The 24182-nt window shown below is 49.1% G+C and carries 31 protein-coding genes; 11 read left to right on the plus strand and 20 right to left on the minus strand.

Features of this window, described 5'->3' with window-relative positions; genetic code table 11:
* Positions 1–7: 7 nt before the first annotated feature.
* From ABXJ76_RS00750 to ABXJ76_RS00790, 9 genes are all read right to left on the minus strand, one after another.
* Positions 8–892: a PfkB family carbohydrate kinase gene (locus ABXJ76_RS00750; RefSeq protein ID WP_432743191.1), complete on the minus strand. Its 885-nt coding sequence runs from the start codon at positions 890–892 to the stop codon at positions 8–10.
* Entirely contained in the window at positions 885–1733 is an 849-nt protein-coding gene (locus tag ABXJ76_RS00755) for an HAD-IIB family hydrolase (RefSeq protein ID WP_432743193.1), read from the minus strand. The genes ABXJ76_RS00750 and ABXJ76_RS00755 overlap by 8 nt, the downstream gene beginning before the upstream one ends.
* 6 nt (positions 1734–1739) lie before the next feature.
* Positions 1740–3875, minus strand: coding sequence for an HAD-IIB family hydrolase (locus ABXJ76_RS00760; RefSeq protein WP_432743195.1), 2136 nt, complete (start codon positions 3873–3875; stop codon positions 1740–1742).
* Positions 3876–4048: 173 nt separating this feature from the next.
* Complete coding sequence (locus ABXJ76_RS00765; protein WP_432743197.1) at positions 4049–4726, minus strand: TIGR04283 family arsenosugar biosynthesis glycosyltransferase; 678 nt, start codon at positions 4724–4726, stop codon at positions 4049–4051.
* Positions 4727–4738: 12 nt separating this feature from the next.
* Positions 4739–5698: an arsenosugar biosynthesis radical SAM (seleno)protein ArsS gene (gene arsS, locus ABXJ76_RS00770; RefSeq protein ID WP_432743199.1), complete on the minus strand. Its 960-nt coding sequence runs from the start codon at positions 5696–5698 to the stop codon at positions 4739–4741.
* Between the two features lie 2 nt (positions 5699–5700).
* On the minus strand, positions 5701–6390 hold the full coding sequence (locus ABXJ76_RS00775) for a DUF3047 domain-containing protein (protein WP_432743201.1): 690 nt from the start codon (positions 6388–6390) through the stop codon (positions 5701–5703).
* A 106-nt stretch (positions 6391–6496) separates the two neighbouring features.
* On the minus strand, positions 6497–6772 hold the full coding sequence (locus tag ABXJ76_RS00780; protein WP_432743203.1) for a SemiSWEET transporter: 276 nt from the start codon (positions 6770–6772) through the stop codon (positions 6497–6499).
* Positions 6773–6793: 21 nt separating this feature from the next.
* Entirely contained in the window at positions 6794–7009 is a 216-nt protein-coding gene (locus ABXJ76_RS00785) for a DUF1289 domain-containing protein (protein ID WP_432743205.1), read from the minus strand.
* A 94-nt stretch (positions 7010–7103) separates the two neighbouring features.
* On the minus strand, positions 7104–7424 hold the full coding sequence (locus ABXJ76_RS00790) for a hypothetical protein (protein ID WP_432743207.1): 321 nt from the start codon (positions 7422–7424) through the stop codon (positions 7104–7106).
* Between the two features lie 208 nt (positions 7425–7632).
* Here ABXJ76_RS00790 and hisB point away from each other — a divergent pair, with 208 nt between their 5' ends.
* The 10 genes from hisB to ABXJ76_RS00840 all read left to right on the plus strand — a co-directional run bounded on the left by hisB (position 7633) and on the right by ABXJ76_RS00840 (position 13081).
* On the plus strand, positions 7633–8226 hold the full coding sequence (gene hisB, locus ABXJ76_RS00795) for an imidazoleglycerol-phosphate dehydratase HisB (RefSeq protein WP_432746405.1): 594 nt from the start codon (positions 7633–7635) through the stop codon (positions 8224–8226).
* A 34-nt stretch (positions 8227–8260) separates the two neighbouring features.
* Positions 8261–8908 carry an imidazole glycerol phosphate synthase subunit HisH gene (gene hisH, locus ABXJ76_RS00800; protein WP_432743209.1) on the plus strand — a complete coding sequence of 216 codons (648 nt, stop codon included), beginning with the start codon at positions 8261–8263 and terminating at the stop codon, positions 8906–8908.
* Between the two features lie 54 nt (positions 8909–8962).
* A complete protein-coding gene (gene hisA / locus ABXJ76_RS00805; protein WP_432743210.1) occupies positions 8963–9697 on the plus strand; it encodes a 1-(5-phosphoribosyl)-5-[(5-phosphoribosylamino)methylideneamino]imidazole-4-carboxamide isomerase in 735 nt (244 codons plus the stop codon).
* A gap of 1 nt (position 9698) precedes the next feature.
* Positions 9699–10472 carry an imidazole glycerol phosphate synthase subunit HisF gene (gene hisF, locus ABXJ76_RS00810; RefSeq protein WP_432743211.1) on the plus strand — a complete coding sequence of 258 codons (774 nt, stop codon included), beginning with the start codon at positions 9699–9701 and terminating at the stop codon, positions 10470–10472.
* A complete protein-coding gene (hisI, locus tag ABXJ76_RS00815) occupies positions 10469–10861 on the plus strand; it encodes a phosphoribosyl-AMP cyclohydrolase (RefSeq protein WP_432743213.1) in 393 nt (130 codons plus the stop codon). The genes hisF and hisI overlap by 4 nt, the downstream gene beginning before the upstream one ends.
* Entirely contained in the window at positions 10858–11175 is a 318-nt protein-coding gene (locus ABXJ76_RS00820; protein WP_432743214.1) for a phosphoribosyl-ATP diphosphatase, read from the plus strand. The genes hisI and ABXJ76_RS00820 overlap by 4 nt, the downstream gene beginning before the upstream one ends.
* A gap of 66 nt (positions 11176–11241) precedes the next feature.
* Complete coding sequence (gene tatA, locus ABXJ76_RS00825; protein ID WP_432743216.1) at positions 11242–11505, plus strand: Sec-independent protein translocase subunit TatA; 264 nt, start codon at positions 11242–11244, stop codon at positions 11503–11505.
* 6 nt (positions 11506–11511) lie between these two features.
* Positions 11512–11817: a Sec-independent protein translocase protein TatB gene (gene tatB, locus ABXJ76_RS00830; RefSeq protein WP_432743219.1), complete on the plus strand. Its 306-nt coding sequence runs from the start codon at positions 11512–11514 to the stop codon at positions 11815–11817.
* A complete protein-coding gene (tatC, locus tag ABXJ76_RS00835; RefSeq protein WP_432743220.1) occupies positions 11804–12613 on the plus strand; it encodes a twin-arginine translocase subunit TatC in 810 nt (269 codons plus the stop codon). The genes tatB and tatC overlap by 14 nt, the downstream gene beginning before the upstream one ends.
* A gap of 264 nt (positions 12614–12877) precedes the next feature.
* Positions 12878–13081, plus strand: a complete 204-nt coding sequence (locus ABXJ76_RS00840) for a cold-shock protein (protein WP_340121115.1) — start codon at positions 12878–12880, stop codon at positions 13079–13081.
* A 74-nt stretch (positions 13082–13155) separates the two neighbouring features.
* On the opposite strand, the gene ABXJ76_RS00845 is transcribed toward ABXJ76_RS00840, so the two are convergent.
* The 10 genes from ABXJ76_RS00845 to ABXJ76_RS00890 form a co-directional block, all read right to left on the minus strand.
* The gene (locus ABXJ76_RS00845; protein WP_432743222.1) at positions 13156–13584 is read right to left on the minus strand and encodes an NINE protein; all 429 of its coding nucleotides are present in this window, start codon (positions 13582–13584) and stop codon (positions 13156–13158) included.
* Between the two features lie 92 nt (positions 13585–13676).
* Entirely contained in the window at positions 13677–14123 is a 447-nt protein-coding gene (locus tag ABXJ76_RS00850; RefSeq protein ID WP_432743225.1) for a universal stress protein, read from the minus strand.
* A gap of 8 nt (positions 14124–14131) precedes the next feature.
* Positions 14132–14644 carry a hypothetical protein gene (locus ABXJ76_RS00855; RefSeq protein ID WP_432743227.1) on the minus strand — a complete coding sequence of 171 codons (513 nt, stop codon included), beginning with the start codon at positions 14642–14644 and terminating at the stop codon, positions 14132–14134.
* A 43-nt stretch (positions 14645–14687) separates the two neighbouring features.
* Positions 14688–16571 carry an ATP-binding cassette domain-containing protein gene (locus ABXJ76_RS00860; protein WP_432743228.1) on the minus strand — a complete coding sequence of 628 codons (1884 nt, stop codon included), beginning with the start codon at positions 16569–16571 and terminating at the stop codon, positions 14688–14690.
* Positions 16572–16647: 76 nt separating this feature from the next.
* Positions 16648–17040: an MAPEG family protein gene (locus ABXJ76_RS00865; RefSeq protein WP_432743230.1), complete on the minus strand. Its 393-nt coding sequence runs from the start codon at positions 17038–17040 to the stop codon at positions 16648–16650.
* Positions 17041–17141: 101 nt separating this feature from the next.
* Positions 17142–17333, minus strand: coding sequence for a type II toxin-antitoxin system HicA family toxin (locus ABXJ76_RS00870; RefSeq protein WP_432743232.1), 192 nt, complete (start codon positions 17331–17333; stop codon positions 17142–17144).
* Positions 17330–17602 carry a DUF1902 domain-containing protein gene (locus tag ABXJ76_RS00875; protein WP_432743234.1) on the minus strand — a complete coding sequence of 91 codons (273 nt, stop codon included), beginning with the start codon at positions 17600–17602 and terminating at the stop codon, positions 17330–17332. Before ABXJ76_RS00875 ends, ABXJ76_RS00870 begins: the two co-directional genes overlap by 4 nt.
* Positions 17603–17669: 67 nt before the next feature.
* On the minus strand, positions 17670–18200 hold the full coding sequence (locus tag ABXJ76_RS00880) for a YcxB family protein (RefSeq protein ID WP_432743236.1): 531 nt from the start codon (positions 18198–18200) through the stop codon (positions 17670–17672).
* Positions 18201–18264: 64 nt separating this feature from the next.
* The gene (locus ABXJ76_RS00885) at positions 18265–19572 is read right to left on the minus strand and encodes an NAD(P)/FAD-dependent oxidoreductase (protein ID WP_432743238.1); all 1308 of its coding nucleotides are present in this window, start codon (positions 19570–19572) and stop codon (positions 18265–18267) included.
* 172 nt (positions 19573–19744) lie between these two features.
* On the minus strand, positions 19745–21001 hold the full coding sequence (locus ABXJ76_RS00890; protein ID WP_432743240.1) for an HDOD domain-containing protein: 1257 nt from the start codon (positions 20999–21001) through the stop codon (positions 19745–19747).
* Between the two features lie 487 nt (positions 21002–21488).
* On the opposite strand from ABXJ76_RS00890, the gene ABXJ76_RS00895 reads away from it, so the two are divergent.
* A complete protein-coding gene (locus ABXJ76_RS00895) occupies positions 21489–22901 on the plus strand; it encodes a PepSY-associated TM helix domain-containing protein (RefSeq protein WP_432743242.1) in 1413 nt (470 codons plus the stop codon).
* A 283-nt stretch (positions 22902–23184) separates the two neighbouring features.
* Here ABXJ76_RS00895 and ABXJ76_RS00900 read toward each other — a convergent pair whose 3' ends face one another.
* Entirely contained in the window at positions 23185–23940 is a 756-nt protein-coding gene (locus ABXJ76_RS00900) for a DUF5765 domain-containing protein (RefSeq protein WP_432743244.1), read from the minus strand.
* Between the last annotated feature and the right edge of the window lie 242 nt (positions 23941–24182).

Raw genomic sequence — 24182 nt, forward strand, 5'->3', positions numbered from 1 at the left:
GTGTCGATTACGGCAGCATCCAGGACTGGACAAAAGGCTGATAAAACTCAATGTCCTGTACGGTCGCGCCGCGCCTGCCGACCAGAGCTGAGGCAAAAGCTTGCGCTCGTTCCAGGGTTAATTGGAGTGGCCAACTCAGATGAATGCCCAACATCAATACTGACGCAAATGCATCGCCGGCGCCTACGGTATCGACTATCGCTACTGTTTGCGTCGGCGTGACCACGGCTAATTGTCCCTGCGCATTGATCGCCAGGGCGCCGCGTTCGCCGCGGGTGACAATCAGCCCTTCCAGCTTATGTGCCGTTAAAAACCGGTGCATTGCCGCTTCCAAGTCGGTCGACTCCGGTTGCAGCGCCTGCAACTCGTGATGATTGAGTTTGACCCAATCGGCATCGTCAACTAGAGCCAGAATGTCGGTTTTATTCCACCAGGGTTCGCGAAGATTGACATCCATAAACAGCTTGCCGCGATGCTGCTGTTTTAAAGCCGCCAGCGTCTGCTTTGAAACCTCATGGCGCAGCGCTAAACTGCCATGATAAAGCAAGCCGTCAGGGTTTTTCAGCATCAACTCATTGGCGGCAATAAAGTCATAGGCCTGTTCCGGCACAATCGCATAACTGGGTTCGCCCTGTTCGATAGAGACCTGCACGGTGCCGGTCGGATGCAGCCTATCCCGTTGCAAGCCGGATACATCCATGTGCCAATCCTGCATGGCTGTTTGTACGGCATCGCCCATAGCATCAAGCCCTACCCGACTGATAAAACAAGGCTGCTGCGCGAAAGCCTGCAAATGCCAGGCGACATTGAACGGCGCGCCGCCCAGCACGCAACTGCCGTCGGGAAAATGATCGAACAGCACTTCGCCAAAAATAGAGATGGGGTTAGTCATGAAGCTTCATCCAGTGTCGTGTTTGCGGCAGATAATGGGCAACGCCTTCTAAGAGTCCGGCGCTGTAGTTGCCGTTCATTCCCATAAAACCGCCTTGAGCCAAATACAGCGCATTTTCGGTGTGATGCAACTTCGCCAATTGTTTGGCTTCCTGGCCGACTGCGGCGCTGGCGTTGGCGACCAATACCGATTTGATGGCGCTGGTCATGACCGGCAGGTCATTGCCGCTATCACCGGCAAAAACCGCATGATCGAGATCAATACCCAGCTGCTGCATTAAAAACTCGATCGCATGAAATTTGGTGGCGCGCGCAGGCAACACATCCAATAAGCCGACATGCTCGGACTCGTCGACGCTGTAAATCAACTCCGCGTCGATCGCATGCAACGCCAATAAGCCGCGCATCTTTGCCAGCAATTGGCTTAAATCAATATCCAGCGGCAGGTAATAGCTGAGCTTGAAACGGTTTTGCTTGGCGCTTTCTTGCAGGGTTAAGCCGGATAACTGCGCGAATAATTCATGCAGCTCGGCATGATCTTTACCGGCCCAATCCGGTGCAATTTCATCGGCCCATTGCGGCCATGGCTGCCAACCTTGGGCGTTGACCGCATAGATCGTGGTGCCGACATCGCCAATGACAAAATCGGGCGTCGGCAAAGCGAATTCGGCTATCGCTTCCTCTATCAGCGCCTTATGCCTGCCTGAAACATAAGCCAGCGTAATTTCCGGTCGGGCGACTAACGCAGCAAACAGGAGCCTCGCCTGAGCCGATTCGGGAGCGCTGCCGTTCGGCAATAAGGTGCGATCAAGATCGGTGCAGATCAGTATTCGTTCGGTCATAGCGTCTCAAGCCCTATTAAAAAAATCGTAATGCTCTATGGCTTCAATAATGCCCAGCGCATACGGTTGTTCGGCAAAATAAATCCGCTCCGGTTCAGACAGTTGGGACAGCTCTTCCCGATGCCGGTTGGCCACGACCACCGCCAGGGTATTGCCTTGCATCATATCTTCATCAGCCCCCGAACCGCCGGCAACCAAGATGCGCTCCAACGGAATATTCCATTGCTGGGCAAAATAGCGCAGCGCCAGTCCTTTGGAGGCGCGTATCGGCACAATATCAAAAAACTGCCCAAAAGCCTGGTGCGCATTGACAGCCTGATCTTCCTGCCGCAACAGGGCGTTAATGTCATCAGGACTGGGTGCCCGTTCGGAATCGTAATGATAGGAGATTTTGAAACGGCTTTGTTCGCTTTTCGGCTGTAAAACCAAGCCCGGAATTTCGGCTAAAATCCGGCGTATGGCTTTAGGATTCCAGTGGTGGTCGATATGCCGGGCCCAGGCGGTGTCGGCGGTAATATGCGGAGCATAGTAAATTTCGGTACCCAGGCTGGTGATCAAGACATCCGGCGTCGGCAGGCCGTTTTTCTTCAGAAGGGCTAATGCCGTATCCAGCCTGCGTCCGGTCGCAATGCCGAAAAAAACATTTTTACGCTGGCTACGCAGCTGCTGGACAAATTTTTGCAAGCCTTCAGCATTGCCGAGCAGACTCTGATCGATGTCGGTAAAAATAGCGCGGTCTTGATAACGCAACAAGTTGCGTTCGCGCTTTACTTTATGAATTGGTCTTTGCTGTTCAAGCAGGGGCTTGATTTTTTTTAAATAACTCTTCGCATGGGCCTGCCAGGAATAAAATTTACTGACATTTTGCAAACCGTTTTGAGAAAAGGTCTGCCATTGTTCAGGATCTTTGAGTATTGTTTGCAACGCTTGGGCAATAGCCTGGGTATCCAACGGGTCGACTAACAAACCGTTATGGCAATTACCGATAATATCCACCGGTCCGCCATTTTCAGTGGCAATCAGGGGCACACCGCAGGCAGCAGCCTCCAGCAGCGTTAAGCCAAACGGCTCAGTCAGCGCCGGATTAACAAACACGCCTTTTGACAGCGCCGCCAACCGGTAAATATCCGGTACTTCTTCCTGGTTATGGTGTTTAGGAATGGCGATGCATCCGTACAGATCATAGCAATCGGCCAATAACAGGATTTCGGTCAATACCGATTGTGCGCCTTCGTCCATTTCGCGGATATCGTCGCGATTACCGGCGACGATGACCAGATTGGCCAAGGCCTGCAACTCGGTTGACTCGCCATAAGCCTGTACCAGCGACACGATATTCTTGCGCTCATCGGGCCGCGACAATGCCAGTATCATCGGTTTTTTGGGATGCTTTAAAAAACGTTTCAAACTGCGTTTGAAGGTAACGGCATCGGCCTGGCCATCCGCCGGATGGAATTGTTCCAGATCGGTACCCGGCGGCACTACCACCATGCGTTCGGGATGATAATAATCATACAGTTCGTACTGCTCGGCGATTTCATTGCGGGTGCTGGTAATCACCAGATCCGCAGTGGCAAGCGTATCTTCTTCGGCATTAATGCGCCGCGAGATGTTATAGCGCTGCTCCAGCACCTCGCTATTCAGTCCCATCGCCAATAAGCGGCTGCGTTTGTCTCTGCCTAATGAATGTCCGGTAAAAACCAGCGGGATACCGGTAAGATGCGACAAGCGCATACCGACATAGCCGGCATCGGCGTAATGGCTGTGCAAGATATCCGGCATTCGCGGTTGCTGATTTAGCCATTGCAGCAGATTATCGGTAAAAATATCCAGATAATCCCAAAGTTCCTCTTTTTTAAGGTAACCGTCCGGCCCCGCAGCAATGCGAATAATACGGGCTTGTTCGTTGAGCTGTTCGCAAGGGGTGGCGTAATCGGTGTGGATTGCGGGATCGATAATCTCACGGGTCACCAAGTCAACGCGGGCGACCGCTTTTTGTTGCGCCAAAGCCTTGGCCAGGTCGACGACATATTTGGTTTGACCGCCAGTGTCGGCGTCACGACCCAGTTCCAGATCATGCCCGCGAATTAAGCCGTGAACACTAATCAGCAGTAAGTAAAGCGAATTTGTTTTACCAGTCATATCCATTCCATATTAGGTAGAGGGCGAAAGGTTTTTTCAATGCCGTGTTTTTATCATACCTAATTTTGGCGGGCGGGATTCGGGTTTTTGGGATTTGTTATGCTGCCGGTGAGTAAACAAAGCAGCCGGATTTTGACATAAAATCAGCGGCTCACTATCGGGGGGCTGATAGCTCATCGGTAATAACGGGCTGCCAGATCGTTGGGATCGGCACCGAAAAAATAACGCAGCCGTAGCCGCCACATCAGCAGGATGGTTCTGAAAACCCCCTGCTGCTGCCAGCGCCGCGCCGAGGTGACGACCTTGGCGCCAATGCAGCAAGGTCTGCCCAGCTTTTTTAGGCGTGTACTGATAGCGATATCCTCCATCAGCGCGATGTCCGGAAAACCGGCAACCGCCTGAAAAGCCTGGCGGGTGATGAACAAAGCCTGATCGCCGGTGGCGATGCCGGTCAGCCGCGAACGCCGGTTCATCATAAAGGCGATCAGGCTGAATATCGGCTGCGGATTGTCGAAGCCGATATCGAATCGTCCCCAGCGGTAGCCATCGGCCACCGCCTGCAATATCAGGTTTACGGCGTTATCCGGTAATCGGGTATCGGCATGCAAAAACAACAGCACATCGGCTTGAGCCCCTGCCGCGCCGCAATTCATCTGCCGGGCTCGGCCGCGAGGGCTGTGCAATACTTGATCGACCAGCGGCTTTGCAATTTCCGCGCTGCGGTCGTCGCTGCCGCCATCGACCAGCAGCAATTGACAACGGTTCCGCAGCGTTTGCAAGGCGTGCAGTTTGAGCGCAATTTGTCCGGCTTCGTTGACGACGGGGATGATAATGCTGAGTTGCGGCTTCATCCCGGCTGTTAGCTATAAAGCGCCGCCGCAGCTGCTGCCTTGCCCTGCGGTGCAACCGTAGCAATGCGCGGCCGTAGCAATGGCCGCGCCGTTCAAGGTTTCCAGGCATAGATCGCCGATATGCACACGCGGCTTGGTCGTTGCTCCAAGCGGCATGGACAGCATCTGGTTGAAGTCGCAATCGTAGACATAACCCTGCCAATCGATGCTTATGGTATTAAGACACATCAGCTGGGTGAGATTGTCCGCGCGAAAATGGCTGCGCAATAAGTTTAGATAGGCGTCGAACCGTCCCTGACTGACCAGCATGCTGCCGAAACGCTTGATCGGCATGTTGGCGATGGCATAGAGACGGTTAAAGACGATGCCGTATTGTTCCAGCAAATGCTGTTTATAGGCCTGTTCCAGGGATTGTTGATCCGGCGGCAATACCGCACCTTGCGGGTTGTAAACCAGATTAAGCTGCAACGGGCTGTCCTGCCGACCATAACCTAGTCGATTCAGGCGCTGCAAAGCAGTAATGCTGTCCTTAAATACGCCCTTGCCGCGCTGTTTGTCGACATTTTCTTCCAGATAACAGGGCAGGGAAGCGGTGATTTCTACCTGCTGATTAGCCAGAAATTCTGCCAAGTCGAGATAACGCTCATCCTCCAGTATGGTCAGATTGCAGCGATCGATGACCTTAATCCCCAGGTCGCGGGCGGCCTTGACCAGATAATGAAAATGCGGGTGCATTTCCGGAGCGCCGCCGGTTAAATCCAGGGTATGAATATTGGCCGCCTGAGCCAACGCCAACACCTGATCCAGCGTTTCCAGGCTTATCATTTCGGTGCGCTTGGGCCCGGCGTTGACATGGCAATGCACGCAACTGAGGTTACAAAGATAGCCAAGATTGACTTGCAGAATTTCCAGCGGTTTGCGGGAAATGGCCGGAAAGTCGCTGTTGGCGAGCAGGGGTCGGGTATCGTGCATGATTAATCCTTGGAAAACCAAATGTCGCCGTAAAAGGCGGAAACCTGTCCGCCATTGTTATCCGTATCGGTCATCAGCGCCACTGCATCGATAGCGCGTATGTTTTCACCGAACAGCTGTTGCCAGTCGGCTTTCACATTGCGCTTTTCCTTGTGCCAGACATTCAGCGCCGCTTCCTGACCGCGCAAAGCCAGCATCATCGCATGATCACCGGCAAAGGCATTGGGCCAGACGCTATCCTTTGCGGTGTTGCCGGCCCAGACATAATTAAGCGCCTTGGTTTGCCAAAACGCCAGACCGCCCTTGACCACCACATAAATGCGGGCGGCGTAATCGTCCCCGGTCTTGCTTTGTTCATTAAGGCCGGTCAAGCGGTTGGCAATCCGCCACGACCAATTCAGAAACGGCGTTTGTTCAAGATCGATGCGCTGTTCCTTAAACAGCCCCGACGCTGCGGCTTGGCTGTCGGCCTTTAATGCCGCGACGCCATCCAGAGTTTGCAACCGGTAACGGGTTTCGCCTTTAAAGCTTTTATGTTCCCAGCCATCGAGTCGGTTGCGGCTGAATTCACCGATCATCAGTTTAGGCTCGGCGGCCAGATTTTGTGCGGCTAAAACCGTCAATAATGCGATAAACAGCGGTCTCATGACGGGGTTGACAGGCGCATGTCTAGCGCATCTTGCTGTGTTCATAATCAATGCTCTAAACTTAATTAATGAATGGCAGACCTGTCAATCATGGCGCATACAACAAAGCCCTCTTATAGGTCGATAGCCGAGCAGAAAAGCTAACAAATCATCATAAGGGTTCTTTCTTGATCGTCAGATTGTAAATCTTGAAGCACAGTATCGATGCGGCCAGCAGCAGTGTTATTGCGTTGGCTACGATAATCGCCTTATCGCCAAGATGAATGCCGTAAATAAGCCAACAGAATACGCCTAAGGTAAAGGTGCTGTACATGCCCAATGAAAGGGAGGCGGTATCCCGGGTTTTTATCGTCAATATTGCCTGAGGTACAAATGACGCGGTAGTCAGTGTCGCGGCTAAATAGCCAAAAATTTCGGGAGTTGTCATAAATATTTTAGCCGGTTGCCATTATTTTTTAACGGCCGCTTTGTTGAGTTTTTTAAGGGCACTCTGCCCGACAGCGTTGACAAAATCATCGATATTTTCATAGTCCTGTTCCTGGGCAAAATTGACTATGGCCATGACTATCTTTTTAGTTGCTGCAATTTCAACGTGTGTTCGGCCGCAACCTTCACAGTGAGTTCCTTCGTAAGTACATTTATCAATACAGGGGCTGAATTTCATGGGATTTTCTCTACGTGGGTCTTGTTCGGTTGGCATCTGGGCAAATTCTACCACACCGGAAATAAGCCGTTGTATTGCTGATTTCCATTCCAGTTCAAAGAGGAGATATTCTATCGCTGATATTCAGCAGGGTATTCCTCGTTCCCACGCGGGAGCACTGGTCTTTATACACAAGTCTATCGAAGAGCGTCATTTCGATATGGACGCTGGAATGGCGGATTCGGATGTAGGCCGGAATAAGGCCATCCAAGCGCGTAGCGCGAGGTGGCGTTTCCGGCGAGTTCGGGAGGTATTTGCCGGAAAAGCTTCCGCTCCTCGGCAACTGCTCCTGCGTTGCTCTACCTCCTGCATCCATGCAGTCGTGCTCACGCCCCTTACCTACATCCATGTAGGCAACGCCAGTTCTCGCTGTCACTCGAACCGGCTTATTCCGGCCTACGTCGAGATGTGTATAACGATGAGCGCGGGAGCGTGGGAACCAGAGAAATTTACGCAGTTCATCCCATACTACGCGCTATTTTTCAAACGCCCTGTTTGCTAAGGCCTGCAATCAATAACAAACACTGCAAAATCTTGCTTGGCATAGTAAAATGCCTCAAATCACTCAAATTACTGATGTCAACATGGATCAACGTACTGCGGAAGTAGAGCGAAATACGCTTGAAACTCAAATCAAAATCAAAATTAACCTGGATGGCTCAGGTAAATCCTCATTTTCAATCGGCGTGCCTTTTCTTGAACATATGCTTGATCAGATTGCTAGGCACGGCTTGATCGACATGGACATCACCGCCAAAGGCGATTTGGCCATTGATGATCACCACACTGTAGAAGACGTCGGTATTACCCTAGGTCAGGCGTTTGCCCAAGCCATGACCGACAAAAAAGGCATTGTTCGCTACGGACATGCGTATGTGCCTTTGGATGAAGCCTTGTCGCGCGTGGTAATCGATTTTTCCGGGCGTCCCGGCTTGTTTTATGAGGTTAAATACCCCAAAGCCATGATCGGCCGTTTTGATGTCGATTTGTTTCGCGAATTCTTTCAGGGCTTTGTCAACCATGCCGGCGTAACCTTGCATATCGACAATTTGAAGGGCGCCAATGCCCATCACGTCGCCGAAACCATTTTTAAAGCCATGGGCAGAGCTATTCGCATGGCGATTACCGCCGACCCGCGTATGGCGGGCATCATGCCATCAACCAAAGGCAGCCTTTAAGCCTTTTACCTCGCACCTTTAACCTGTTTTATTTATGTCTACTGTCGCTGTCATTGATTACGGAATGGGTAATTTGCATTCCATCGTAAAGGCGTTGCAACATGCAGCGCCTGAAGTGGATGTTGTCTGCGTGTCCGATGCGGATACCATCCTGGGCGCCGATCGGGTGGTTTTTCCCGGCGTCGGCGCGATACGGGATTGTATGCAGGCGCTCAACCAATCGGGCTTAGCCGCTGTTATCCGGGAGGTTGCCAACACCAAGCCTTTGCTGGGGATTTGCTTAGGGATGCAGGCCTTATTGACCGACAGCGAGGAAAACAACGGCACTCAATGTCTGGATGTTGTTGCCGGACATGCGGTGCATTTTGCCGAAGCGTTAACAGACGGCGATGGCAATGTCCTCAAAATTCCACACATGGGCTGGAATCAAGTCCATCAGCTGCATCCACATCCGCTATGGGAAAATATTCCCCAGGATAGCCGCTTTTATTTTGTGCACAGTTATTATGCGCAGCCGGATGATGCCGCAGCTATCGCGGCAACGACGCAATACCCGAACGCATTTACCTGTGCGTTGGCGCAAGACAATGTTTTTGCCGTACAATTTCATCCTGAAAAAAGTCAGGTAGTCGGTTTACAGCTGCTGAACAATTTTTTGCATTGGGATGGACACGTTTTGTAGGGGCGACCGGCCGGTCGCCCTTTCTAATTAAACGCCGTTGAGGATTTTAGTATTATGTTATTGATACCTGCAATCGATTTAAAAGAAGGGAAGTGTGTTCGTTTGCGTCAGGGACGCATGGATGACAATACGATTTTTTCCGATGATCCGGTTGCCGTAGCAGGCAAATGGGTTGCCGCCGGCGCCAAAAGAATCCACTTGGTTGACCTGGACGGCGCCTTTGCCGGAAAACCCAGAAATGCCGAGGTGATTCACGCCATCGTCGCCGCTTACCCGAATGTGCCGGTACAAATAGGAGGCGGCATTCGTGATGAAGATACTATCCAGGGGTATCTTGATGCCGGTGTCGAGTATGTGATTATCGGCACCAAGGCGGTCAACGAGCCGAATTTTGTCAGAAATATGGCGCTGGAATATCCGCGCCACATCATCGTCGGACTGGATGCAAAAGACGGCAAGGTGGCTATCGATGGCTGGTCGAAACTGTCCAAGCATGACGTCATCGATCTGGCCAAACATTTTGAACAAGATGGCGTCGAAGCCATTATCTATACCGATATTTCCCGAGACGGCATGATGTCCGGCGTCAATGTCGAAGCCACCGCAAAATTGGCGCGCGCCATTCGGATTCCGGTTATTGCGTCCGGCGGCATTACCAATATGGATGACATCATCGCCTTGGGCGCTGTTGCCAGTGACGGCATTATGGGCGCCATCACCGGTCGGGCGATTTATGAAGGCACGCTGGATTTTGCAGCGGCCGAAAAACTAGCGGAATCATTTCAATAAGATGAGCTTAGCCAAACGCATTATTCCCTGTCTGGACGTCGATAATGGCCGCGTCGTTAAAGGCGTAAAATTTGTCGATATTCGCGATGCCGGAGACCCGGTAGAAATCGCCCGGCGTTACGACCGCGAAGGCGCCGATGAAATCACCTTTCTGGATATTACCGCCACCCATGACAATCGCGACACCATCGTCCATGTGGTTGAACAGGTCGCCAGCGAAGTTTTTATTCCGCTGACGGTCGGCGGCGGCATCAGAACCCTGGACGATATTCGCCGCATGCTGAATGCGGGCGCAGACAAGGTCGGCATTAACAGCGCGGCGGTATTTAACCCGGATTTTGTCCGGGAAGCGGCGGAGCGTTTCGGCTCGCAATGTATCGTAGTGGCCATAGACGCAAAAAAAGTCAGCTTACCTGGCGAACCCAGCCGGTGGGAAATTTTTACTCACGGCGGCCGCAAGTCGACCGGTATTGATGCGATTGCCTGGGCAAAAAAAATGGTCGATTACGGTGCAGGCGAAATCCTGTTAACCAGCATGGACCGGGACGGCACCCGCGAAGGTTTCGATTTGCCGTTAACCCGCGCCATCAGCGAAGCGGTAACGGTGCCGGTGATTGCCTCCGGCGGCGTCGGCAATCTTGACCATCTGGCTGACGGCGTCATTGAAGGCAAGGCCGATGCGGTGTTGGCGGCCAGTATTTTTCATTTTGCCGAATATACCATTGAACAAGCCAAGCAACACATGGCCTCACGCGGCATAGAGGTGCGTTTGTGAGCGTATCCTGGCAGGATGAAATACGCTGGACCGACGACGGACTGGTTCCGGTTATCGCGCAACAGGCGGAAACCGGAAAAGTGCTGATGTTCGCCTGGATGAACCGCGAATCATTAGATTTAACGGTCTCTGAAGGTTATGCAGTTTACTGGTCGAGGTCACGCGGTAGATTATGGCGCAAAGGCGAGGAATCCGGGAACAGGCAGAAAATACTAGGTATTTTCCTGGATTGCGATGAGGATGTTATTTTGCTTAAAATTGAACAAGAAGGCGGTATTGCCTGTCACACCGGCCGTGAAAGCTGTTTTTATCGCAGCTTGGTTAACGGACAATGGCAGACCGTCGAGCCGGTTTTGAAAGATCCTGAAGCTATTTATAGAAAATCATGAGCGACGTATTACAACAACTGGCGCAAATTCTGGAACAGCGTAAACTGGAACCAGCCGATAAATCTTACGTAGCCAGTCTGTATGCCAAAGGTCTGAACAGCATACTGAAAAAAATCGGCGAAGAAGCGACAGAAACGGTCATTGCCGCCAAGGACGGCGATAAAAAACAGATCATTTATGAAACTGCCGATTTGTGGTTTCATTGCATGGTGTTGCTGGCCGATCAGGGACTGGGACCGGACGATGTCTTGCAGGAATTGCAACGTCGTTTCGGCTTGTCCGGTCTGGAAGAAAAGGCGCAACGTAACAAGTAGAGGCCTTGTATTGCAAGGTCTACAACAAAAAAGAAGCTGCATTCAACGTCTTTACTGGAGTTTAAAATGGGTCTCAGCGTTACTCACTTATTAGTTGTATTAGTCATCGTCATTGTGGTTTTCGGCACCAAGCGTCTACGCAATATAGGCGCTGATCTGGGCGGAGCCATCAAAGGCTTTCGTTCGGCCCTTAAAGAAGGCGAAGGTAGCGATGATAAACCTGCGGAAGACAAGGGCGAAGCCATCGAAGGCGAAGTTTCCGCTCCTGCTCACACCCCTCGCCCACGTCCTGTAGGCGAAGTCACTTCCAAAAAAGCCGATAAAGATTAAGCCCCGATGTTTGATGTAGGATTTTCGGAGCTTTGCCTGATCGGACTGGTCAGCTTATTGGTCATAGGTCCTGAAAGATTGCCCAAGGTGGCCAGGCTTGCAGGGTTCTGGCTGGGCAAAACGCGAACCATGGTCGCCGCCGTCAAAGAAGAAATCAAACTGGAACTGCAAGCCGAAGAAATGCGTCAGATATTCAAAGAGCAGTCCGGGCTGGAAGACGTTCAGCAAATGCTCGATGAAACGTCCGATACGCTTAAATCCGCAATTAAGCAGCCACCGGTAGATAACGCCAAGCACGATGAATCAAAATAATTTTAATGATGGTGAACAACCCTTTATCAGCCATCTGATTGAATTTCGTAACCGGCTGTTACGCATGGTTTTATGCGTATTGGTAGTATTTTTGGCGTTAGCTTCCTACGCCAATCAAATCTACAGCCTGTTGGCTGGCCCGCTGATGAAGCACTTGCCGAAAAATAGCACGATGATTGCTATTGACGTAGCGTCCCCATTTTTCACGCCGTTTAAACTGGCGCTGGTGTTATCGATTTTTATTTCCGTCCCTTATATTCTTTACCAATTCTGGGCCTTTATTGCGCCGGGCTTATATAAGCGGGAGCGGCGCATGATTTTTCCGCTGCTGGTTGCCAGCACCCTGCTGTTCTATTTAGGCGTAGCTTTTGCCTACTTCGTCGTGTTTCCGCTGGTTTTCGGCTTCCTGACCGCCGCCGCACCCGAAGGCGTAGCGGTAATGACCGATATTGCCAAGTATCTCGATTTTGTTTTGGCCCTGTTTTTTGCGTTCGGCGCTTGCTTTGAGGTGCCGATATTCACCATCGTATTGGTCTGGACCGGCCTGGTAACCCCGGCCGGTCTGGCCGACAAACGCCCTTACGTGATCGTCGGTGCGTTTATCATCGGGGCCGTTTTAACCCCCCCTGATGCGATTTCGCAAACCTTATTAGCGGTGCCGATGTGGATACTTTTTGAGCTGGGCTTGTTATGTTCCAGAGCTTTTGTACCCAAACCTGACAGCGATTATCAAGCGTCCGATGACGCCGAAATGGAAGCCCGGCTGGATAAGATCGAACGGCAGGAAGACGAATAATGTCTATCATTCGGCTGGCCGGAATAATGGTAGCCGCTGGATCAGCTCAACAAATCGACTGATTAAGCCTTGTCCAGAGGTGAATATTTGAAGTCCAGCAGCCGGTTATCAAATCTACTGATGACAGCATCATAAAAAAAACAGTACAATACACCGCGTCAGAAAACAGATGTTGAGTTAAGGGATTCCTAAATTGTTAGGTTGTCCGGTTATCAATGTTGTAGTTCTGTGTTAACCGTAAGTTTTTATTTTAGGAGTTTCAAAATGGCAACAGGCACTGTAAAGTGGTTTAACAACACTAAAGGTTTTGGTTTTATCGCACCTGCTGATGGCGGCGAAGACGTTTTTGTTCATCATTCAGTTATTCAAGGCGATGGCTTTAAAACACTGACTGAAGGCGACACGGTCACTTTTGACATCGAATCAGGTCCAAAAGGCTTAACCGCTGCTAATGTTTATCCTAAATAAGGCATAAACAGAGTTAAAAAAAGCCCTTGTGATCACTCACAAGGGCTTTTTTTTGTCTCCCCGTTTTTAAATGATTATTTTAATGGGCGACCTTTAGCATCTTTATTGATATGTCCGCCAGCAAGTAAAATAAATTCTATAAAAGCCCATAGCATGGCAAACCCAGGCAGTCCGGTTACGTAAAGTATCACTGTCAACGTTAGCTGAAAAACAGCCAGCCCATAAAAACCGAGATAAAATCGATGCGCCCCGGTAAAGCCTAAAAATAATGCCAGCGCAGCAGCCAGATATTTATATTTAACCGCTTTAGGCGGCTCTAAATACGCGCCCACCAAGTCAATGTTGTTGGCAATGCTTCCTTCGGCGTCAAATTTAACGTCATCGCCTTCATCCGGCGGTACATCAGCCACCCAAGCATCCAAATGAAATGTGTAAAGCGCTCCTTCACTTTTTATTGCCCCGGATTGGCTATCGGGATCATAAGTTTCAATCTGTCCAATCATTTATCATCTACCTTTTAAAAGTAGGGCGCCTATGGCGCCCCTTTATTCCCTGTGGACACGACAACGCCGCCACAACCTAGTTTTAATCAAGATCAATCGTCATCGTGTAAGCGTACCGCTAAAACATCGCACTTCGCATGATGCAGTATTCCGTTTGCGGTCGAACCCAGCAACAGGGCGAACCCATGCCGACCATGCGAGCCGACGATAATTAAATCGACCCTGTTTTCTTCAGCAACTCTGATTATTTCCAACTTAGGGCTCCCCGTTTCCATCCACTGACAGTCGTCAGCAATATTGAGTTTTTCCGCCAGCTTGGCCAATCGCTTTTTTGCCGCCGCCATTAACTCCGCCGTTAAATCCAGATCGAAAGGAATCGTCGAGCCATAACCGGCATCGGTAATCAGCAAATTGTCCATCACATGCACAATACTGAGTTTTGCCTGATACTTGTCGGCCAGATCCTTCGCCCTCTCGGCAACGATCTTGCCGTGTTCGGAAAAGTCTGCTGCCAATAATACATGTTTGTAGCTTTCCATGATGACTCCTAGTTAACACCGGCAACCTCAGGAAACAATAACGCTATCACCTGATACGATCCCAGTATGAATAAAAACGCCAAGCCTAAACTAAAAGTCCAGGTTTGTCCCAGCGCATTGCGAATAATATGTCCGGCAACGACCCAATGCCAAATCATTAAGGCAACCGTTACCATAAAAGCCAGGAAAACGCCTTTTCCTGTCATCATTGAGGCCATTCCCGGCAAGGCAATAAAGCCAATCAACGCATCGGTACCCAGCAAGGCGATAGTGGTTTGATAAAACCGCTGCCTCTTTCGGCCGACATATAAAATAAGCCAGCTAAATCCGATAATCAGTAAAGCAGAGACAATAGCCTGTAATAGTGCAGTTAGCCAGTCCGTACTGATGTTTACCATTAGAAAGCTGACCATAACATCAACAACTAGCCATATCCGCAACCACCAGACAGAGGACGGTAAATTTTGCGGGCCTTTTCTAAACAGGCAAATATCAAATAGTCGCTTTATGATTTCAAACATGATTTTTCCCTGTTAGTGGGCGACCGGCCGGTCGCCCCTACACCTATTTAACCGCTTCGATCTTTTCCTCCGCTTCCATCCAGGCCGTTTCTGCATCATCCAGCGCTTTATCGACTTTTACTTTCCGCTCCATCAGCTGTTTTAATTGTTCCTTTGCCGATTCAACATAAATGTCCGGATCGGCCAGTTGATGTTCCAGTTGGCGCTGTTCATTATGATATTTTTCAACGGCAATTTCAGCTTTTTTCAGCGCATCGAATAAAGGCTTATGTTTTTGCCGGCGTTCCGCATCCAGTTTCCGCTGATCTTTGCGCGATACCGTTTGCGCACTATCGACAGCAACTTTTTCCTCGCCCTTTTTCTGTTCGGTCAGCCAGACCCGATAATCGTCAAGGTCGCCATCGAAAGGCTGCACCTTGCCGCCGGACACCAATAATAACTGATCGGTTACCGAGCGCAATAAATGCCGGTCATGGGAGACGACTACTATTGCGCCTTCATAGTCCTGCAAAGCCACGCTCAAGGCATGACGCATTTCCAGATCCAGATGGTTGGTCGGTTCATCCAGCAGCAATAGATTGGGATTTTGATAAACCAGCAGCGCCAATACCAGGCGCGCTTTTTCGCCGCCGGAAAAAGGTTTTACCGCTTCCATAACCTTGTCGCCGCGAAAATCGAAACCGCCCAGAAAATTGCGCAAATCCTTCTCGGTCGCCTGCTTGTCCAGCTGCTGCAAGTGCCACAAAGGACTTTCATCGACGCGCAACTGTTCCAGCTGGTGCTGGGCAAAATAGCCGATTTTCAACGCTTCCGCTTCATTCCTGGTACCTGATAACGGTTGCATATCGCCTGCCAACACCTTGATCAAGCTGGATTTCCCCGCGCCATTCGGCCCCAGCAAACCGATACGGTCGCCTGGCGATATGGACAAGCTTGCCTGCTTGATCACGCAGCTTTGCCCGTAGCCAATATCGACCTTATCCAGCGTTAATAACGGATTAGGCATTTTTTCCGGCTTAGGAAAACTAAAATCAAACGGCGAGTCGACATGCGCCATCGCAATCAATTCCATGCGCTCCAGGGCTTTAATCCGGCTTTGCGCTTGTCTCGCTTTAGTGGCTTGCGCCTTAAAGCGGTCGACAAAGCTCTGCATATGGGCGATTTCCCGTTGCTGCTTGAGATAGGATGATTGCTGTTGCGCCAGCTTTTCGGCGCGCATCCGTTCAAAGGCCGAATAATTGCCGGTATAAATTTCGGCTTTACCCTGCTCGATATGCACGATGTGATCGGTGATGGAATCCAGAAAATCCCGGTCATGAGAAATCAGCAACAAGGTGCCGGGATATTTGCATAACCAGTCCTGCAGCCAAATAACCGCATCCAAATCCAGATGGTTGGTCGGTTCATCAAGCAGCAAAACGTCTGAACGGCACATCAAAGCCTGAGCCAGATTAAGCCGCATCCGCCAGCCGCCGGAAAACGAATTGACCGGGTTGTTTTCCTGATCGGCGGTAAAACCCAAGCCGTTCATTAAGCGCGAGGCTCTGGCCTGTGCGGTATAACCGCCAATGGTTTCCAATGCGGCATGCAATTCGGCCTGCTTTAAACCATCATCGGCCTGTTCGGCTGCGAGCAACTGTTGCTGCAAGCGTCGTAATTGCTGATCGCCGTCAATCACATAATCAATCGCGGAACGGGTCGTGGCTGCGCTTTCCTGGGCGACATGAGCGATTTCCAGTCCCGGCGGCATCGAAAAATCGCCCTCATCCAAATGCAGCTCGTTTTTGACCAGCGCAAAAAAACTGGACTTGCCCGCGCCGTTTGCGCCGGTAAAGCCTACTTTCTGGCCTTTGTGAATGGTGAACGAAGAGTTGGCAAACAACACCCGCACGCCTCGGCGCAGGGCTATATTTTTAAAATTTAGCATTAAGTTTCAAGGTAAAAAGTTTTAGTTCGGTTGCGGTTGAGAGAATGCTTTAATTCCACTAAGGCTGACGTGATTGTTAAAGCTTCAGCGCCCCAGTAAACGCCAGAAATGATAGATTCAATACTGCCAAGCCAATTAACAGGTAGATTGTTATCTGCATGCCTAATACCCGTTTCTTGAAGTCCTTTGCAGGAAGACCCATCGCATGAAGTATTCGCCCGATTAACAATGTAGTGCCCAATATATGGATAAGTATTTTCGGCGCTCCGTTTAATTCCAGCGTTAATAAGAGCATTAGTGCGATGGGAATATATTCCACTGCGTTTGCATGAGCGCGAATTGCTAGCTGCAAAGCTTCATTTCCACCGTCACCGACACTTACCCGGTTTTTTCTACGCAGTTTTATTACCAAAAGCGTAAGTCTCACTATTAACAAGGCTGTGAGTGATGCGTATATTGATGTAATCATGGCTTTTTAACCTGTAAAGAAGATTCGAGAGCATTAGAAGCGACGAAGTCGGTCGGAGTTCTTCGCCACAACGATTTACAAAACCCCGTATTACTATACCCTTAAAAACGATGCTGAATACCCGCCGCTTTCATGATGCTATTGGCCGTGTGCCGTGATTTACAATCATGATTTACGGTAACGGATACGCCTTTTTCTGATGCCCATATTTCATGAGACCCTTTGCCGGTGCGAACCAATCGGTAACCGTGTTTTAGCAATAGCTCTTTGACCAGTTTTTCATAGCCATTCATACTGCAACGGGTGGCTGAAAAAAAGACAAATGCGTTACGGTTTTTACGCGCAACTTTGGCTTATCCAGCGTAAGCAATTCAGGCACTAACTCCCACACTTCTTTTTCCAACTCGTCTAAAGTTTCCGCTTCGACAACCAATCCTTTTAAATCAGGGCTGGTCGCAACATAAACATTCGCTTCGTTATCGTGGATTATTTCAACTTTAATTAAAAGCGATATGCCCATTTCTGCGAAAAATGTTGCACAAGGCCAGCCTAAACGATACATGGTATTCTCCTAACTACGCTTTTTGCAGTCCTGTAGGGTACGCGATGCGTACCTTACCTCTTGAATCTTAAGCAAACCGCTCAATCATCTTTTCCGCCTGCTCGGCAAATTGCTCCAGATTGCCCTTTTTGACGGTTTCTACTGGAATAACCAGCGCGGTACTTAAATTGATATAGATATAAACATAGCGCTTGCCGTATTCCACCCTGACCAAATCGGCCCAAGCCATTTTATGCTTGCCGCTGGGCGATTTTTCCAGCAAATAATTAGCATTGGCAGGATCTATGCTCAGCGTATAAGTACCGAACATATTGACCTTTTCTTTATTGGTATAATTTTTAAGTATTTGCCTGCGCAAATCCAGCATCATGATTTTTGGCGATAGCAACGCCCAGAGTATAGCGATAACGACGATGTATCCCGACGATTTCATATCGCCGTAATAAAAATAATAAAATGAACCGATAATTCCCATGATACCCGGTACTATCCAGCGGTTTTTTCGGATATTGCTTTGTATGTCTTCATTTCTCAGGAACTGTATTTCATTAAAATGGATTAAATCTTCTTCGCGGAATTCGTATTCAATTTCAAACATGGTATTGATCTTTGTCAAGGGTTATAAATAAAGTAACTACGCAAGCGCAGGGTGATAAAAAACGCTAATGCATTTTTATTTTTGCATGAGCGCTGCGTCTGAATAGATTAGAAAGCGTCAACATTGCCGTCCTAAAATAACCGTGTATCGCTACTTGATGCATTTTATACAGGGACAGATAAACCACTCGGGCGATAAAGCCGCCGACACTGACCGAACCCATCAGATTCCCCATCAAATTGCCGACCGTGGTGTATTTTCCCAACGCAACCAGCGATCCGTAATCCAGATAAACATACTTCACCAGATTGCCGCCCTGTAAGCGGTTGACTATCGATTTGCTTAACGTCGATGCCTGCTGATGCGCCGCCTGCGCTCGCGGAGGCACATTGCCATCGTGCCCAGGCCAGGGACAAGCCGCGCAATCGCCTATCGCAAAAATGTCATCATCATTGGTCTTTAAGGTTTCATCGACCACCAGCTGATTGATCCTGTTAACGTCCAGACCGTCCAAATTTTGCATCCAATCCGGCGCTTTAATGCCCGCCGACCAGACTTTAAGATCTGCCGGTATCAAAGCGCCATCGTGGGTATGAACGCCCTCTTTGGTGACTTCAATTACCCGGCGACCCAGCTTAAGATCAATGCCCAGTTTGACCAGTTGTTGTTGTGTTGCATTGGCTAATTTGACTGGCAATGCGGGCAACAATTGATTGGCGGCTTCGATAATGGTCAGTTTCACATCGCTGGATTCACCCAAACCGTAAACCGCCAGCAGATCGGTCACCTCATGCAATTGAGCCGACAATTCGACGCCGGTTGCCCCCGCGCCAATGATCACGATAGACAAGGTCTTATCGGTGATATTGTTTTTACCTACGTGACGTTTAATATAGGATTCAACCAGCTGCCTTTGAAACTTAAACGCCTGAGCGGTGGTATCCAGAAATAAACAGTGTTCCGCCACGCCCTTAATATTAAAAGTGTTGCTGATACTGCCGACCGACATCACCAGCGTATCGTAAGCAAAAGTGCGTCTGGGGATTAATTCTTCGCCGCTGTCGCTCAACGTAGGGCTGACATAAATTTCCTTTTTCTGCCTGTCCAAACCTTCCATTCGTCCCAGCCTGTAGCGAAATTGATTTCGATGCGCCTGGGCCAGATATTCAATCTGTTCGGATTCATCCAGCGTACCGGCGGCAACCTCATGCAACAACGGCTTCCAGATATGAGTCGGTGACGCATCCAGCAACATGACCTCGGCCAGACCTTTTTTAGCTAATTTTTTACCCAGACTGGTCGCAAGCTCAAGTCCTGCCGCCCCGCCGCCAACAATCACTATCTTGTGTTTTTCATTATTGTTATCAGTCATTGCCATCCCCCTCTAAAACATTATTTTCTGCACGGGAGCATTATATCGAATCAACTCCATTATGGCTGATTTTACTAGGCATTGGTTTTTCTTGCAGGAAAGGCTTTCCAGGCGCGGATGGTTTTGTTGCCCAAGTAATTCGGCGGCAGCACGTTGCGATTAACCCGATGGATTAGTTGGAAAACACTCTCATCGTATCGTTAATTTGCTGCTTGGCTTCATGCAGTATATTTAAAGAGCGTTCGGGGGAAAGTGAAAAATTCTTTAATTTGCTCGCCGCAGGTACAGAGGTGACCAGCGGAAGTTCAACGCTATTTTTACGTCCTATTTTCCAATGTAAGCGGGAAAGTACAACTATGTCGGTTAAATTCAGTTTTTCGCTATTGTTTTGATACCAGTCGTCAGCATAGAGCGGAACTTTAAGATATTCCTCGGCAAATCCCCAGTCACTTAGAATTTTGTGCCCTACCGGGCCTTTGACATAAGGTAAGGCGAGTTCGATATCCGATGCCGTGCAATAGTCTTTAGGAAGGTTGGTGGCAAAACTTAAAAAAGGTACGGCGCCAATATTGCTGATAAGTCCGGCGAGCAGTGCCTCTTCAGGATTCACTTGCTTGGTAATCGTGGCCAAAACAAAACTGATAATGGAAATAGAGATACTTTCTTTCCATATTTCATCTAAGTATTTTTTTATCAGCGGTGAGTCAGTTTTGAAAATACGATTGATGCTTAAACTAATGACTAAGTTACGCGTGGCATTTAAGCCGATACGGTTTACCGCTTCACAACACGTTTTTACCGGGATTGCACTGAGGTAGAGGGGGCAATTGGCTAAGCCAATAAGCTTGGCGGAAATAACCGCATCATGCTGAATGATTTTGACGATGCCAGCAACGCCAGCATCGTTCTGCATGGCATTGCGCAATTTAATCGCCACATCCGGTAATGAAGGTATATTAAGTTCTTCATTATTATAATGATGCATAAAACCGGACAACAACTGATTTTTAGTTAATTCCTCTGGAATCACCAGTGTGGAAAACTGGGATAACGGCGCATATTTAGGGGATAAGATTTTTTGTGAGACACGCAGAACACTCACATCAGTTTTAGCGACGGCCGTTGCTGTATGTATGGAACCGCTTGAGATCGGAAATTTGGCTTCTCCAGTTCCAGCCGCTATTTCATAAACTTTGTCATTGTCATCCGCTAAAGAAATCGTCCCTTTTAACAAATACAATGCCGAGTCCGTGTTATCGCCGCAATGAAACAAGATCGTTTGCATAGGATGAATTTCAGATTTAAGGTCGGAGGTAAAAGCCAGCAGCTTTTCTTGATCGTAATTTCTGATCGGAAAGAGGTTTTCAACATCCTTCATTGAAATTTTTTCGGCAACATAACCGCATGTTGTCTTATTTTTTAGCGCCATTTCGTTCGGCAGTTGAGAAATAGGCTTAGGTGTTGAAGCAGGAATATCAGCTGTTTTCGTTGGTAAAGGCTTATTATCAAGTATCGGTTTAGACTTGGAATCTGTGCCATTGCCTGATGGTTGAACCGGGTTTTTTTAAACAAATTCCACGACATAATCGTTTTTAACTTCCAGTGGATTTACATAATAAGTACAACGCGTTTTAACTCGAGTTAGTCGGTAAGTTTTCATCGGCCAAAATAAAAAAGCGACCTATTAACACATTCAACTCTCTAGCTATCAAGGCCAAGATACCATAAGTTAACCCGCAAGACTTATCTTGCTTTCGTCATTTGTGAAGGTGAATACCATTATTGTTCAAATACATTGATATAGCTAAAGTTTCGGATTGAATCCCGAAACTTTAGGATATACATCTCGATAAAGGCGCTGATAAGAGCTATGGCGGGTTGGACAAAAGCAACAAGACGTAATCCCGTATGGGATAATGACTGTTTTTTTATCTGATATCAACATCATGCAATTGCCTATTCATCGCCTGCTTAGTCGGGCAACCTGGCTTAAAATTCATCTTTATCTGGCCTTAAGCGCCGGATTCTTTTTTGCGCTGATGGGCTTGACCGGCAGTATCAGCATTTACCGCGAAGAACTGGATGAGCTGTTGAATCCCAAGCTGGTTATCGAGCAACCACTGGGCAAGCGGCAATCGCTGGATAAAATCATCAGCGCCGTGCGAGCGGCACATCCCAACCGTTACGGCTCCTGGACTATGGAAATGCCCAGGTCTCCGCAAGGCATGATTACCGTCTGGTACGAGAAACCCAGAGAAACCTTCTTCGAGCTGTACGCGCCGCTGATGGTGTCGGTAAATCCGTATACCGCCGAGGTCGTTGCCAGTCGGTTCTGGGGGCAAACAGTCACCACTTGGCTGCTTGATTTGCATACCCAATTACAGCTAAATCGCTTCGGCTGGAATGCGGTGGGCATTTTGGGCTTATTGCTGATGGTTTCTATCGGTACCGGCATTTATTTGTGGTGGCCGGGACTGCGAGGTATTCGGGCAGCGTTCGCTGCGCCTGCTGCCAAGGCATACCAATCCTCTCTGGCATTAAGGCTTCGTCATCATGTCGGCATGATCCAACTGGCCTTCGACCTGCACCGTCTGATCGGACTGCTGAGTGCATCGATCTTATTGTTGCTGGCGTTCACCGGTTTTCATCTGAGTTATCCGTCGATATTGGCAGCGCTGGTCGGCACATCGGGCATGGAGCACGGCGGAACCGGGAAAAATATCATCAGCTCGGCGATTCCGAATAATCACCCGGTCGCCTTGGAATCGGCGGAATTCATCGCACGCGGCCCGTTTCCGAGAGCCGAACTCAGACGTGTGACCACGCCCGCCGGTGACAGCGGAATTTATCGAATTAACTTGCGGCAAGGCAATGAAATCAATCTTCGGCATCCCTACACCACAGTCTGGGTGGATCGCTGGAGCGGACAGATTAAAGAAGTGCGCGACCCGTCGGGATTTAATCAGGGTGAAGTTTTTACCACCTGGATATGGCCGCTGCACACCGGCGAGGCTTTTGGCGCGACCGGCCGGTTGCTCTGGTTTCTTACCGGTATCGGCTTGTTCGTTCTGTATGTCAGCGGCTTGCTACGCTGGCTGCATCGGCGCGGCAACATCAGGGATAGAGAACTGAATTTTGCGGCGCTGCGACCCTTATTTTATCGAGTGCAACAAGCGCTGTATCGACTAGGGATGATGCTTTTTCGGCTGCTGGTATTACTGCTGCAAAGGGCAAAAACCTATGCGCCGTATGTTATCAAGCGCGGAGTAACCTTATTGCAATGGCTGCGTTCGAGGATAAATCAACAAAAACGCTTAGGGAAAAAGTAATGTAGACGGGGCAAGTATCTTGTTGCCTGCAAGCTCCGTCCGGCTTGGACGGGACAACCAGTTAAAATTTGCCGGCACTGATAGCCTATCAATGTGGGAGCGATGCCCTCATCGCGACGAAGGCATCGCTCCCACATTGATCTCAACTATTTTGGTTTACGATTATTCATGTCCGTCCGGCCATAGCCGGTTCGGAGTACAGGCTTTGCCTGTTTGCAAGCGAAGCTTGCACTCCGTATGCCTATTAACACGGCACCTTAAGCCGGCAGCCAAAACCTGGAAGCTACAGCGAATCGCCAATATACTTTTTATAAAAAGGCCAGGTTTTAACGTGCAGGTGTTTTCTGATCGGGGATTTAATGACCGATACGCATAAAGCGATGGAAAACAAGCACCAAACCGCCGCATATTCGTTGGGATCGGTGGTGGTAAGGTCGGAAATAAACGGGCCGATTAAATAATGGAAACCCACGAAACGCCACGAGCCGTACATCAGCGGCAGGTAAAAAGCGACGGCGATATAAGTAAAGGCATGCAAACCCCAGTTAAAGCCTAACAGCCAGGCGACCGGATCTGACATCAAACCGTTCAACGGCATTTGCCAGGCGATATGCCAGGAACCGGAGGTGGAACAGATACTCGGTCCGCAAAAACCTTCTATGCCGATGTTGCAAGTTCCTGCCCAGGCAAAAGGGTACATTTTGATCAGCATGAACAGCGTACCGATGCCGCAGATGGTATAAACCGTGGTTTGTATTTTCAGTTTGACGCTTTCCGGGATGAAATACATTGCGACCATGTTGACAAAAAACGGTTGGAACGCGACGTGCAGATAGCCCAAAAGTGTGAGTATCTGATTATTGGGATTGTCGCATAAATCGATATAGACGTAGGTTATCGCCTGTAATAACTCCATTAAGGCAAAATAAGTTAACGGGACCCAGAGTTCTTTTGATTCCCCCTGTTTAAGCGCAACATAAGCTGCGGTACTAAGACCTGCGACGGCTAAAACACCGGATGCTTCACCACTCCAACACATAAAACTGACCTTTTTTAAATTATTAAATACTGTCTACTCTGGAATATAGCTGAGGTAGCAGTAATGTTTTATGGGCTATGCGAGTTGTTAGAAAGTATGTTTCTATTGAAAATCAACAGGTAATATCGTCAGCCAACGCAGCTATAGCCTTGTTTTTATAATCCGCCGGCAGGAACATTTGGTGATCGAAACAAACGGTTGTAAACCGGCCCATTGTATTACAAATAGACCTGAATTGAGAA

The sequence above is a fragment of the Methylobacter arcticus genome (assembly GCF_050917435.1).
GTDB classification, from domain to species: Bacteria; Pseudomonadota; Gammaproteobacteria; order Methylococcales; family Methylomonadaceae; genus Methylobacter_A; species Methylobacter_A titanis.

Coding starts and splice junctions, on each gene's coding strand:
- ABXJ76_RS00750 (WP_432743191.1), bottom strand. CDS start 892: ATGACTAACCCCATCTCTATTTTTGGCGAAGTGCTGTTCGATCATTTT.
- ABXJ76_RS00755 (WP_432743193.1), bottom strand. CDS start 1,733: ATGACCGAACGAATACTGATCTGCACCGATCTTGATCGCACCTTATTG.
- ABXJ76_RS00760 (WP_432743195.1), bottom strand. CDS start 3,875: ATGACTGGTAAAACAAATTCGCTTTACTTACTGCTGATTAGTGTTCAC.
- ABXJ76_RS00765 (WP_432743197.1), bottom strand. CDS start 4,726: ATGAAGCCGCAACTCAGCATTATCATCCCCGTCGTCAACGAAGCCGGA.
- arsS (WP_432743199.1), bottom strand. CDS start 5,698: ATGCACGATACCCGACCCCTGCTCGCCAACAGCGACTTTCCGGCCATT.
- ABXJ76_RS00775 (WP_432743201.1), bottom strand. CDS start 6,390: ATGAACACAGCAAGATGCGCTAGACATGCGCCTGTCAACCCCGTCATG.
- ABXJ76_RS00780 (WP_432743203.1), bottom strand. CDS start 6,772: ATGACAACTCCCGAAATTTTTGGCTATTTAGCCGCGACACTGACTACC.
- ABXJ76_RS00785 (WP_432743205.1), bottom strand. CDS start 7,009: ATGAAATTCAGCCCCTGTATTGATAAATGTACTTACGAAGGAACTCAC.
- hisB (WP_432746405.1), top strand. CDS start 7,633: ATGGATCAACGTACTGCGGAAGTAGAGCGAAATACGCTTGAAACTCAA.
- hisH (WP_432743209.1), top strand. CDS start 8,261: ATGTCTACTGTCGCTGTCATTGATTACGGAATGGGTAATTTGCATTCC.
- hisA (WP_432743210.1), top strand. CDS start 8,963: ATGTTATTGATACCTGCAATCGATTTAAAAGAAGGGAAGTGTGTTCGT.
- hisF (WP_432743211.1), top strand. CDS start 9,699: ATGAGCTTAGCCAAACGCATTATTCCCTGTCTGGACGTCGATAATGGC.
- ABXJ76_RS00820 (WP_432743214.1), top strand. CDS start 10,858: ATGAGCGACGTATTACAACAACTGGCGCAAATTCTGGAACAGCGTAAA.
- tatA (WP_432743216.1), top strand. CDS start 11,242: ATGGGTCTCAGCGTTACTCACTTATTAGTTGTATTAGTCATCGTCATT.
- tatB (WP_432743219.1), top strand. CDS start 11,512: ATGTTTGATGTAGGATTTTCGGAGCTTTGCCTGATCGGACTGGTCAGC.
- tatC (WP_432743220.1), top strand. CDS start 11,804: ATGAATCAAAATAATTTTAATGATGGTGAACAACCCTTTATCAGCCAT.
- ABXJ76_RS00840 (WP_340121115.1), top strand. CDS start 12,878: ATGGCAACAGGCACTGTAAAGTGGTTTAACAACACTAAAGGTTTTGGT.
- ABXJ76_RS00845 (WP_432743222.1), bottom strand. CDS start 13,584: ATGATTGGACAGATTGAAACTTATGATCCCGATAGCCAATCCGGGGCA.
- ABXJ76_RS00850 (WP_432743225.1), bottom strand. CDS start 14,123: ATGGAAAGCTACAAACATGTATTATTGGCAGCAGACTTTTCCGAACAC.
- ABXJ76_RS00855 (WP_432743227.1), bottom strand. CDS start 14,644: ATGTTTGAAATCATAAAGCGACTATTTGATATTTGCCTGTTTAGAAAA.
- ABXJ76_RS00860 (WP_432743228.1), bottom strand. CDS start 16,571: ATGCTAAATTTTAAAAATATAGCCCTGCGCCGAGGCGTGCGGGTGTTG.
- ABXJ76_RS00865 (WP_432743230.1), bottom strand. CDS start 17,040: ATGATTACATCAATATACGCATCACTCACAGCCTTGTTAATAGTGAGA.
- ABXJ76_RS00870 (WP_432743232.1), bottom strand. CDS start 17,333: ATGAATGGCTATGAAAAACTGGTCAAAGAGCTATTGCTAAAACACGGT.
- ABXJ76_RS00875 (WP_432743234.1), bottom strand. CDS start 17,602: ATGTATCGTTTAGGCTGGCCTTGTGCAACATTTTTCGCAGAAATGGGC.
- ABXJ76_RS00880 (WP_432743236.1), bottom strand. CDS start 18,200: ATGTTTGAAATTGAATACGAATTCCGCGAAGAAGATTTAATCCATTTT.
- ABXJ76_RS00885 (WP_432743238.1), bottom strand. CDS start 19,572: ATGACTGATAACAATAATGAAAAACACAAGATAGTGATTGTTGGCGGC.
- ABXJ76_RS00890 (WP_432743240.1), bottom strand. CDS start 21,001: ATGGCGCTAAAAAATAAGACAACATGCGGTTATGTTGCCGAAAAAATT.
- ABXJ76_RS00895 (WP_432743242.1), top strand. CDS start 21,489: ATGACTGTTTTTTTATCTGATATCAACATCATGCAATTGCCTATTCAT.
- ABXJ76_RS00900 (WP_432743244.1), bottom strand. CDS start 23,940: ATGTGTTGGAGTGGTGAAGCATCCGGTGTTTTAGCCGTCGCAGGTCTT.